This is a genomic window from Winogradskyella poriferorum (genome assembly GCF_050618035.1).
GTDB classification, from domain to species: domain Bacteria; phylum Bacteroidota; class Bacteroidia; order Flavobacteriales; family Flavobacteriaceae; genus Winogradskyella; species Winogradskyella poriferorum_A.
The window spans coordinates 1-227 of the sequence record NZ_JBODPY010000180.1 but is presented as its reverse complement, the minus strand read 5'-3'; the positions used below and the strand labels follow the sequence as shown (position 1 = coordinate 227).

Sequence of the window (227 nt, the reverse complement as noted above, 5' to 3'; positions counted from 1 at the left end):
AAAGGACTTGGTTTCATTAGATCCTACCCACATTGGTAATGTTTCTGTGACAAGGATTCCATTACTTAAAACCGCGAGCGCATTCTGTTCACCATCCCTATATTCACCTGTAGTTGCGACGATTTTATATTGAATAACTTGCGTGCCGGTTGGAATTTGAAGCGTCCAGTTGGTATTAGTGATGATATTCCCATCAATAGAAAACGCTTGATCCGTTAGTTCGGTCA

At 41.0% G+C, this 227-nt stretch carries 1 protein-coding gene; it reads right to left on the bottom strand.

Features of this window, described 5'->3' with window-relative positions; translation table 11 throughout:
* On the bottom strand, positions 1 to 227 hold a 227-nt coding region (locus tag ACRHOC_RS15380; RefSeq protein WP_431159465.1), incomplete at both ends, for a hypothetical protein.